General features: G+C 73.4%; 10 protein-coding genes. 8 read left to right on the forward strand and 2 right to left on the reverse strand.

What is annotated here, in order from left to right; genetic code table 11:
• The first annotated feature begins 34 nt into the window (after window positions 1–34).
• The 4 genes from ACFC1F_RS30290 (at window position 35) to ACFC1F_RS30305 (ending at window position 4305) form a co-directional block, all read left to right on the forward strand.
• Entirely contained in the window at window positions 35–1339 is a 1305-nt protein-coding gene (locus tag ACFC1F_RS30290) for an RIP metalloprotease (RefSeq protein ID WP_209416829.1), read from the forward strand.
• Between the two features lie 142 nt (window positions 1340–1481).
• Entirely contained in the window at window positions 1482–2642 is a 1161-nt protein-coding gene (gene ispG, locus ACFC1F_RS30295; protein WP_209416828.1) for a flavodoxin-dependent (E)-4-hydroxy-3-methylbut-2-enyl-diphosphate synthase, read from the forward strand.
• Window positions 2643–2779: 137 nt separating this feature from the next.
• Window positions 2780–3655 carry a GNAT family N-acetyltransferase gene (locus tag ACFC1F_RS30300; protein ID WP_209416848.1) on the forward strand — a complete coding sequence of 292 codons (876 nt, stop codon included), beginning with the start codon at window positions 2780–2782 and terminating at the stop codon, window positions 3653–3655.
• A gap of 74 nt (window positions 3656–3729) precedes the next feature.
• Window positions 3730–4305, forward strand: a complete 576-nt coding sequence (locus ACFC1F_RS30305; RefSeq protein ID WP_376163058.1) for a GNAT family N-acetyltransferase — start codon at window positions 3730–3732, stop codon at window positions 4303–4305.
• Here ACFC1F_RS30305 and ACFC1F_RS30310 read toward each other — a convergent pair.
• Window positions 4278–5195 (reverse strand): aminoglycoside phosphotransferase family protein, encoded by a 918-nt coding sequence (locus ACFC1F_RS30310; protein WP_209416826.1) that lies wholly within the window; start codon window positions 5193–5195, stop codon window positions 4278–4280. The genes ACFC1F_RS30305 and ACFC1F_RS30310 overlap by 28 nt on opposite strands.
• A gap of 181 nt (window positions 5196–5376) precedes the next feature.
• Complete coding sequence (locus ACFC1F_RS30315) at window positions 5377–6537, reverse strand: ferritin-like domain-containing protein (RefSeq protein ID WP_376163067.1); 1161 nt, start codon at window positions 6535–6537, stop codon at window positions 5377–5379.
• A gap of 304 nt (window positions 6538–6841) precedes the next feature.
• Here ACFC1F_RS30315 and rimP point away from each other — a divergent pair, with 304 nt between their 5' ends.
• The 4 genes from rimP to ACFC1F_RS30335 form a co-directional block, all read left to right on the forward strand.
• Complete coding sequence (gene rimP / locus ACFC1F_RS30320; protein ID WP_209416825.1) at window positions 6842–7396, forward strand: ribosome maturation factor RimP; 555 nt, start codon at window positions 6842–6844, stop codon at window positions 7394–7396.
• Window positions 7397–7453: 57 nt separating this feature from the next.
• Window positions 7454–8488: a transcription termination factor NusA gene (gene nusA, locus ACFC1F_RS30325; RefSeq protein ID WP_376163061.1), complete on the forward strand. Its 1035-nt coding sequence runs from the start codon at window positions 7454–7456 to the stop codon at window positions 8486–8488.
• A 111-nt stretch (window positions 8489–8599) separates the two neighbouring features.
• Window positions 8600–8899, forward strand: a complete 300-nt coding sequence (locus ACFC1F_RS30330; RefSeq protein WP_245206180.1) for a YlxR family protein — start codon at window positions 8600–8602, stop codon at window positions 8897–8899.
• Between the two features lie 250 nt (window positions 8900–9149).
• Window positions 9150–9513: translation initiation factor IF-2 N-terminal domain-containing protein (locus tag ACFC1F_RS30335; RefSeq protein WP_376163063.1), on the forward strand; the 364-nt coding region annotated here is incomplete at its 3' end.

The following is a 9513-nucleotide window of genomic DNA, read 5'->3' on the forward strand; positions in this document are numbered from 1 at the left end:
GACGACGGCTGAGCGGCATGACGGAGGAGCATCGGTGGCAACGGTGATGACGGTGGTCGGCATCCTGGTCTTCGCGGTCGGGTTGCTGATCTCGATCGCCTGGCACGAGCTGGGCCACCTCTCCACGGCCAAGCTGTTCGGCATCAGGGTGCCGCAGTACATGGTCGGCTTCGGCCCGACCGTCTGGTCCCGGAAGAAGGGCGAGACGGAGTACGGCTTCAAGGCGATCCCGCTGGGCGGGTACATCCGCATGATCGGGATGTTCCCGCCCGGCGAGGACGGGCGGATCACCAAGCGCAGCAGCTCGCCGTTCCGGACGATGATCGAGGACGCCCGGGAGGCCTCGTACGAGGAGCTCCAGGAGGGCGACGAGCACCGGCTGTTCTACACGCGCAAGCCGTGGAAGCGCGTCATCGTGATGTTCGCGGGCCCGTTCATGAACCTGGTCCTGGCGTTCGGGCTGTTCCTGACCTACCTGATGGGCTTCGGCGTCAACATGCCGGTGCCGACGATCGGCACGGTCGCGCAGTGCGTCGTCAAGGCCGGCCAGCCCACGGACACCTGCCCGGCGGGCGCCCCGCTCACGCCGGCCGCCCAGGCCGGGCTGAAGCCCGGTGACAAGGTCGTCTCCTTCGACGGCGACCGGATCCGCGACTACGAGCAGCTCCAGGCGGACATCCGCAGGTCGGCCGGGCGGACGGTGCCGGTCGTGGTCGACCGCGACGGCACGCGGCTGACGCTCACCCCCACCATCGCCGTCAACGACGTGCAGAAGTACGACGGCAACAACCTCCCGGTGAAGGGCCAGACCGTGCAGGCCGGCTTCCTCGGGTTCACCCCCACGAGCGGGGTCGTCCAGCTGGGCTTCGGCCAGTCCGTCGACCGGATGTACGACATGGCCGAGAACGGGGTGAAGTCACTGGTCGCGCTGCCCGGCAAGATCCCGGGGCTGTGGAACGCCGTCGTGGACGACGCGCCGCGCGACCCGGACTCGCCGATCGGCATGGTCGGCGCCGCCCGGGTGAGCGGCGAGGTGTTCTCCCTCGACATCCCCGGCAGCCAGCGGATCGCGTTCTTCGTGAACCTGCTGGCCGGCATCAACCTGTCGCTCTTCCTGTTCAACATGCTGCCGCTGCTGCCGCTGGACGGCGGCCACATCGCGGGCGCGCTCTGGGAGTCGGTCCGCCGGCGTTTCGCGCAGCTGTTCAAGCGGCCCGACCCGGGGCCCTTCGACGTGGCCAAGCTGATGCCGCTCGCCTACGTGGTGGCCAGCATCTTCATCGGCTTCACCCTGCTCGTCCTGGTCGCCGACCTGGTGAACCCCGTCAAGATCAGCTGACGGTGCGGGTACGGCTGGTGTGCCCGGGCCCACCACCGTGCCGTACCGTTGGAGGCCGGGTGCGCGTTCGTCCGCGCGCCCGGCCCCGGCCTTCCCGAACGGCCGGACCGATCTCACCTCAACCCCGGGGAACCCTGCGCACATGACCGCGATCTCGCTCGGTATTCCGTCCCTGCCGCTCAAGCCGCTCGCCAAGCGCCGTTACTCCCGGCAGATCATGGTCGGCAACGTTCCGGTCGGCGGTGACGCGCCCGTCTCCGTGCAGTCGATGACCACCACGGTGACCGCGGACATCAACGCCACGCTGCAGCAGATCGCGGAGCTGACCGCGTCCGGCTGCCAGATCGTCCGGGTGGCCTGCCCGTCGCAGGACGACGCCGACGCGCTGCCGATCATCGCCAAGAAGTCGAAGATCCCGGTCATCGCGGACATCCACTTCCAGCCGAAGTACGTCTTCGCCGCGATCGACGCCGGCTGCGCCGCGGTCCGCGTCAACCCGGGCAACATCAAGGCCTTCGACGACAAGGTCGGCGAGATCGCCAAGGCGGCCAAGGACGCCGGCGTCCCGATCCGGATCGGCGTCAACGCCGGCTCGCTCGACAAGCGCCTGCTGGAGAAGTACGGCCGGGCCACCCCCGAGGCGCTGGTCGAGTCCGCGCTCTGGGAGTGCTCGCTGTTCGAGGAGCACGACTTCCGCGACATCAAGATCTCGGTCAAGCACAACGACCCGGTCGTGATGATCAACGCCTACCGCCAGCTCGCCGCCGCCTGCGACTACCCGCTGCACCTCGGCGTCACCGAGGCCGGCCCGGCGTTCCAGGGCACCATCAAGTCCGCGGTCGCCTTCGGCGCGCTGCTCGCCGAGGGCATCGGCGACACCATCCGGGTCTCGCTCTCCGCCCCGCCGGCCGAGGAGATCAAGGTCGGCAACCAGATCCTGGAGTCGCTCGGCCTGCGCGAGCGCGGCCTGGAGATCGTCTCCTGCCCGTCCTGCGGCCGCGCCCAGGTCGACGTCTACAAGCTCGCGGAGGAGGTCACCGCCGGCCTGGAGGGCATGGAGGTGCCGCTGCGCGTGGCCGTCATGGGCTGCGTCGTCAACGGTCCGGGCGAGGCCCGCGAGGCCGACCTCGGCGTCGCCTCCGGCAACGGCAAGGGCCAGATCTTCGTCAAGGGCGAGGTGATCAAGACCGTTCCCGAGTCGAAGATCGTCGAGACCCTGATCGAGGAGGCCCTCAAGCTCGCCGAGCAGATGCAGGCCGAGGGCGTCGAGTCCGGCGCCCCGACCGTGACCGCCGCGGAGTGACCGGCGGACAGTAGTTTCCGGAGGCGGGGCCGTCCGTGCGCGGACGGCCCCGCGGCCGTAGCCGGGTGGGGCCACGGAGTAGGGTGCGGCCAGAGTCGTCTCAGTGAGGTGCTGTCTCGATGCTCGATCGAGGTGTGATGCTCCCCAGCTCGTTCCAGGCCGCCCGCGCCCTGGTGACCACGCGCGTCCTGGAGGCCCCCGACCTCGCGGACACCCTTGAGGTGCTGCACCGCGACCCGGTGGCCAACGCCTTCGTCGCCACCCGGGTGGAGGCCGTCGGCCTGGACCCGTGGCGCCTCGGCGGCGAGATGTGGGGCTGGTACGACGAGCACGGCGAACTGGACGCGCTCTGCTACGCCGGCGCCAACCTCGTCCTGGTCAACGCCGGACCGCAGGCCGTCCAGGCCTTCGCCGAACGGGCCCGCCGCCAGGGCCGGCGCTGCTCCTCGATCGTCGGCCCCGCCGAGTCCACCGCGGCCCTCTGGGCGCTGCTGGAGCGCAGTTGGGGCCCGGCCCGCGAGGTCCGCGGCCACCAGCCGCTGATGGCCGCCACCGTGCCGTCCGCCGAGATCGCCCCCGACCCGCTGGTGCGGCGGGTGCGGCGGGGCGAGGTCGAGACGCTGATGCCGGCCTGCGTGGCGATGTTCACCGAGGAGGTCGGGGTCTCCCCGCTGGCCGGCGACGGTGGCCTGCTCTACCAGGCCCGGGTCGCCGAACTGGTCGCCGCCGGGCGCTCGTTCGCCCGGTTCACCGAGGACGGCGAGGTGCTCTTCAAGGCCGAGATCGGTGCCGTCACCGAGGGGGCCTGCCAGATCCAGGGCGTCTGGGTCGACCCCGCCCACCGCGGCCGGGGGCTCTCCGAGACCGGCATGGCCGCCGTCCTCGACATCGCCCTGCGCGAGGTCGCCCCGGTGGTCTCGCTCTACGTCAACGACTACAACCTGCGCGCCCGCGCGGCCTACCGCCGGGTCGGTTTCCGCGAGGTCGGCGCGTTCATGAGCGTCCTCTTCTGAGGCCGGTGCCGGACAGGCGCCCGGTTCCCCTCCCAGGGCCGCGCCGGGCCGTCGCCGGTAGTAACGTCCGGGGCATGGATCAGCTGACCGGGGTGACGATCGAGGCCATCGACCTTGCGGCGTGGGCGTCGCAGGCGCTCGATGTCCAGGCGGTGGCGTTCGGGCTGACGCCCGAGGAGGTCATGGTCCGGCTGCACATCGTCGGACGGCACGCGCAGCAGCCCGGCGTGATCGCCCTGGGCGCGTTCAGCGGCGGGCGGCTGGTCGGCTTCGGGTACGGCATGCCCAACCGCCGCGAGCACTGGTGGAGCACGGTGATCCAGCCCTACCTGGAGGCCTACGGGTACGGGGACTGGCTGGACGGGGTCTTCGCGATCACCGAACTTCACGTGCTGCCCGACTTCCAGGGCCGGGGCGTCGGCTCCGCCCTGATCCGGACCCTCTGCGAGCGGTCCGGCCTGCGCCGCAGCATCCTCTCCGCGATCGATGCCGAGACCCCGGCCCGCCGTCTCTACCGCTCGCTCGGCTACCGGGACCTCGCGCGCGCGGTGCACTTCCCCAACACCGAGCGCCTCTACGCCGTGATGGGCGCCCCGCTGCCGCTGCTGAAGCCGCCGACGGCTCAGAGCGCGCCGGCGAACTCCAGGTAGAGCTCCGCGTCCTCCCGGCGGCCCGCCGCCAGGGCGCGCAGGCCGAGGTCGGCCGCGCGGAACAGCGTCCAGCCGCGCAGCCGTTCCCGGTCCACCTCCAGGGCGTCGCCGAGCTGGTGCAGCCGGCGGCGCACGGCGGCCGGCACGCCCGGGGAGCCGACCAGGGTGTCGGCCCGGTCCAGCGCCAGCCGGGCGAGGTCGTAGGCGCGCTCGCCGGCCAGCGGCCGGGGGTCGATCGCCAGCCAGGGCGCGCGGTCGGCGGCCATGACGTTGCCGTGGTGGAAGTCGCCGTGCAGCAGGAACGTCTCGGTGGCGGAGCCGAGCAGCCCCGCGGCGGTCTCCACCGCCTCGGCCACCAGGGCGGACGCCTCGGCGGCTCCCGGCAGCGCGTCGTGCCGGCGCATCCGCTCGGTGGTGTCGGCGACCCGGTCGGCGAGCGTGGGGAACGGGTGGCCCTCGGACGGTTCCACCCAGAGCCGGTGCAGCAGGCTGGTGGCCTCCAGCATCGCCTTCGGCTCGGCCAGTGAGCGCAGCGGGATGTCACCGTGCAGCCGCTCCAGCAGCAGCAGCCCCCGGGCCGGGTCGGCGGCCAGCAGCAGCACGGCCCCGCGGCCGGCCCACAGGGTGAGCGCGGCGTGCTCCTGGGCGGTCTCGGCGGTGACCAGCCCGGCCTTGAGGACGGCGGGGCTGAGGTCGTCGCGGTGGACGTAGCCGATCAGGCTCAGGCTGCCGCCCGGGTCGAGCACCCGGTCCAGGGTGAGGTCCCAGCGGGCCAGCCCGTCGGCGACCAGGGCCGGCAGGTCCGCCAGCCAGCTCCTCCCCTCCTCGTCCGTGCCGACGCTGCGCGCCAGCCACTCGGGGACGGTGATCTGCCCTGGTGCCTCCGACATGCTGGCCTTCCGGTTGGTGCTTCCCCCGTGGTGCTACCCGTCCATTGTCGGCCATGGCGGCGAAACCGCAGGTCAGCGACGAGGGGGTACGGGGGCGGCCGACGGCGGTGTCCGCGGGTCCGGCGGGGGAGCGGGAGTGACGTGGTGTCGGGGGCGGGCGGCCGTCCGCGCGGCCGCGGCGTCAGCCGGTGGCGGCCGGGGTGGGGGCCGCCGTCGGGCTGCCGGAGGCCGGGGCGGTGGCGGGGTCGGGGATGCCCGGGAACGCGGTGGGGGCGGCGCCCCAGTGGCGGGTGCGCAGGGCGCATTCGCGCAGCGCGTCGGCCGCGGTGGTGCGCTGGGTGCCGTCGACGGCGGCCACCAGGTCGGCGTAGACCGTGGTGAGCCGGGTCTCGATGTGGGCGGCGAGCCGGCCGGCGGCGGCCGCGTCGGTGACCGGGAACGGCAGCTGGTAGCCGGCGGCGGCCGCGTTCGGGGTGGCGCCGACCCCGCCGAGCAGGCGCTGCCAGGCGTCCCGCCGGGTCTGGTGGGCGGCCAAGGCGGTCCGGGCGTCGGCCCGCTGCTGGTCCTCGGGGAGCCGGGCGCCCACCACGCCGTAGCCGTAGATCGCGGCGTGCTCGGCGCTCAGGGCGGCCTGGAAGGCCGTGACGGCCTCGGGACCGACGGCCGGGGCACCGCCCGCACCGGACGGGGCGGCGGACGGGGAGCCGGAGGCGGACGAGCCGGCGCCGGACGAGGAGGGCGAGGGGGATCCGGAGGCGGACGGCGAGGCGGAGGCGGGACCGGGGGCCGGGACGGTCGGCGGGGCGGTGTCGCCGAGCGCCACGGCGTGCAGCACCCCGGCGGTGGAGACGGATGCGAGCAGCCGGGCCAGCTGGGGCGAGGCGGCGCCGAGGTCGGCGAGCCGGGTCTGCGCGGTCTGCCGCTCCAGCGAGGCGAGCGCCGCGGTGCTGGTGACCGCCGACGCGGCCGCGCCGGTGGAGGAGGCCGACGGGGAGGCGGAACCCGGGGCGGCGGAACCAGCAGTGGCGGACGCCGGGGCGGCCGAGGGCGAGGCCTGGGCCCCCGCCAGCGCGGCCCGGTGCTGGGCCACCTCGGCCCGCAGCGGCTGGAGCTGCGCCGCCTGCCCGGCCCCCGGCCCGGCCAGCAGGGCGTCGTACCCGGCGAGCAGGGTGTCGGTGGCGGCGACGGCGCGCAGCCGGACCGGCTCGTCGGGGTCGGGGCGGCGGCGCTCGCCCTCGGTGGCGTCCTTGCCGTCGTGCGAGTCGGTGCACGCGGTGAGCGCGCCGCCCGTGGTGAGGAGCAGGCCGAGGGCCAGGAAGGTCCGTCGGCTGGGCGGCTGCATCGTCGTCACTCCGGGGCGTGTACGGGAGGACGGCTTGCCCGCCTGCCCTCGTTGGCGTGAATGATTACAGAATCCCCACGTCCGTGGGGATGGATTGGGTTGTCGGGTGCCGGGCCCGGCCGGTGTGAGCTTGCTCGCAGTGGGTGTCGCGGGGGCTGCCGCGCGCCGTGCGGAATCGGTGGTTGGCGGCTTCACCGGATAGGCTTTGGGCCGAGCTGCCGCGACCCGGCCTGCGCCGGTCCGGCGCCAGGGGGTGCGGTACCCCCTCCTGACAACAGCAGACGCGGCCGAGGAGTCCACCCGGATGAGCACCACCCACATCGACCGGCTGCGCGCGTTGCTGGAGCCCCTGGCGGCCCGGGAGGGCCTGGACCTGGAGGACGTGAAGGTCACCCAGGCGGGCAGCCGCCGGCAGGTGCAGATCGACGTCGACGCCGACGGCGGCGTGGACCTGGACACCATCGCCGAGTTCAGCCGCCTGGTCGGCGAGGCCCTGGACGAGTCCGACGTGATGGGCGCCGGCGCCTACGTGCTGGAGGTCGGCTCGCCGGGCGCCGAGCGCCCGCTGGCCGAGCCCCGCCACTGGCGCCGGGCCGAGGGCCGGCTGGCCAAGATCCACCTGGTCGACGGCGGGGAGATCGTCGCCCGGGTGCTGGAGGCGGACGAGGACGGCGCGCTGGTCGAGGTGCAGCCGGTGAAGGGCCGCGGTCGCGCCAAGGAGCGCCGTCTGGAGTACACCGAGGTGGACCGGGCGCGCGTCCAGGTGGAGTTCAACCGCAAGGACGAGAAGCTCCTCGACGAGGCCCCGGACTTCGCGGACGACGACGCCACCGACGAGGGGGAGGACGGTGCGGAGTAACGCTCCCAGCACCGACCGGACCGATATGAACGTGACGAAAGACGAGGAGGCGTAGCCGTGGACATCGACATGAGTGCCCTGCGCACGCTGGTCAACGAGAAGAACATCCCCTTCGACCTGCTGGTCGAGTCCATCGAGTCGGCCCTCCTCACCGCGTACCACCGCACCGAGGGCTCGCGCCGCCGGGCCCGGGTCGAGCTGGACCGCAAGTCCGGCCACGTCACCGTGTGGGCGACGGAGGACCCGGCGGAGCTGGACGAGGGCGTCGAGCCGAAGGAGTTCGACGACACCCCGAGCGGCTTCGGCCGGATCGCGTCCAGCATCGGCATCCAGGTGATGATGCAGCGCCTGCGCGACGCCGCCGACGACCAGACCTTCGGCGAGTACGCGGGCAAGGAGGGCGACATCGTCACCGGTGTCGTCCAGCAGGGCAACGACCCGAAGAACGTGCTGGTCGACATCGGCAAGCTGGAGGCCATCCTGCCGCCGCAGGAGCAGGTCCCGGGCGAGGACTACCGGCACGGCACCCGTCTCAAGTGCTACGTGGTGGCGGTGCGCCGGGGTGTCCGCGGCGCGTCGGTGACGCTCTCGCGCACCCACCCGAGCCTGGTGAAGAAGCTCTTCGCGCTGGAGGTCCCGGAGATCGCGGACGGCAGCGTGGAGATCGCGGCGATCGCCCGCGAGGCCGGCCACCGCACCAAGATCGCGGTCTGGTCGCGCCGGAGCGGGCTGAACGCCAAGGGCGCCTGCATCGGCCCGATGGGCAGCCGGGTGCGCGCGGTGATGGGCGAGCTGCACGGCGAGAAGATCGACATCGTCGACTGGTCGGAGGACCCGCGCGAGATGGTCGCCGCGGCGCTGTCCCCCGCACGGGTGACGAGCGTCGAGATCGTGGACTACAACCAGCGCTCCGCACGGGTGATCGTGCCCGACTACCAGTTGTCGCTGGCGATCGGCAAGGAGGGGCAGAACGCCCGCCTCGCCGCCCGCCTCACCGGCTGGCGGATCGACATCCGGCCGGACACCGAGGGCCAGCCCGAGGAGCGGTCGCAGGACCGTTCCGACGGCGCCGGCCGGGACGGCGACAACTAGCAGCGGCTCCGCCGAGTGGCCGGAGCCGGACGGATGACACCGATGCACGGGCCCCCCGCCGATCCGGTCCGGATCGGCGGGGCGGCGCCATGTCCCTTCGGAGGGGTAGACTTGCCTTCGTCTGGCCGGACGCATGTCCGAGCACGCCCGGAACGCACCTGCGTGGGCTGCCGCAAGCGAGCGGCCAAGCACCAGCTGTTGCGTGTCACGGCGGTCGAGGGCGTCTGCGTCCCCGATCCCCGTGGCGCACTGCCGGGCCGGGGCGCGCACCTGCACCCCGATCCGGCCTGCCTCGACCTCGCGGTCCGCCGCCGGGCGTTCCCCCGGGCCTTCCGGCTCCAGGGCACGCTCGACACCGAGCGGCTCCGCGGGTACATCGAGGAGCGGGCAGGCGACACCCCGGCGCCCTGAGCTTCCTCAGGCCGGCCCGGCGGGCACCTCCCCGTTACGGCCGCCGCTCCACGCGGCGGAGAACCACCGCAACAAGCACAGTGCGCGGGCAGCCGCGCGCCGTGCCACCAGTCAGGTACCTCGCGATGTGGAAGTAGGTCGAGATTGCGATGAGCACTCGATGAGTACGCGATGAGTACGCGATGGGTACGCCCATGAAGTAGCGACAGTCCGGCGGACGAGACCCCCCGGACTCATAGACAGGAGTGAAGTGGCTAAGGTCCGGGTTTATGAACTCGCCAAGGAGCTTGGCTTGGAGAGCAAGGCCGTCATGGCCAAGCTCACCGAGCTCGGCGAGTTCGTCCGTTCGGCGTCCTCGACGATCGAGGCGCCGGTCGTGCGCAAGTTGACTGACGCTCTGGGAGTGGCCCCCACCGGTGGTGGTTCCGCTGCCAAGCCTGGCCCGCGGAAGCCCGCGGCGCCCCAGCCCACCGGTGGTCCCGCCGCCGGTGCGGCCGCACCCAAGCCGGGTGCCCCGACCCCGGGTCCGCGCCCCGCCGCGGCGCCGGCCCCCCGTCCGACCCCCGCAGCCGGATCGGCGCCCGCCGCCCCGGCTGCCGCCGCCCCGCGTCCCG

The organism is Kitasatospora sp. NPDC056181 (assembly GCF_042266225.1).
Classification (GTDB): Bacteria; Actinomycetota; Actinomycetes; order Streptomycetales; family Streptomycetaceae; genus Kitasatospora.

Bases quoted from the DNA above. Each gene is read 5' to 3' on its own strand.
- ispG (WP_209416828.1), top strand. From the start codon at position 1,482: ATGACCGCGATCTCGCTCGGTATTCCGTCCCTGCCGCTCAAGCCGCTC.
- ACFC1F_RS30300 (WP_209416848.1), top strand. From the start codon at position 2,780: ATGCTCCCCAGCTCGTTCCAGGCCGCCCGCGCCCTGGTGACCACGCGC.
- ACFC1F_RS30305 (WP_376163058.1), top strand. From the start codon at position 3,730: ATGGATCAGCTGACCGGGGTGACGATCGAGGCCATCGACCTTGCGGCG.
- ACFC1F_RS30310 (WP_209416826.1), bottom strand. From the start codon at position 5,195: ATGTCGGAGGCACCAGGGCAGATCACCGTCCCCGAGTGGCTGGCGCGC.
- ACFC1F_RS30315 (WP_376163067.1), bottom strand. From the start codon at position 6,537: ATGCAGCCGCCCAGCCGACGGACCTTCCTGGCCCTCGGCCTGCTCCTC.
- rimP (WP_209416825.1), top strand. From the start codon at position 6,842: ATGAGCACCACCCACATCGACCGGCTGCGCGCGTTGCTGGAGCCCCTG.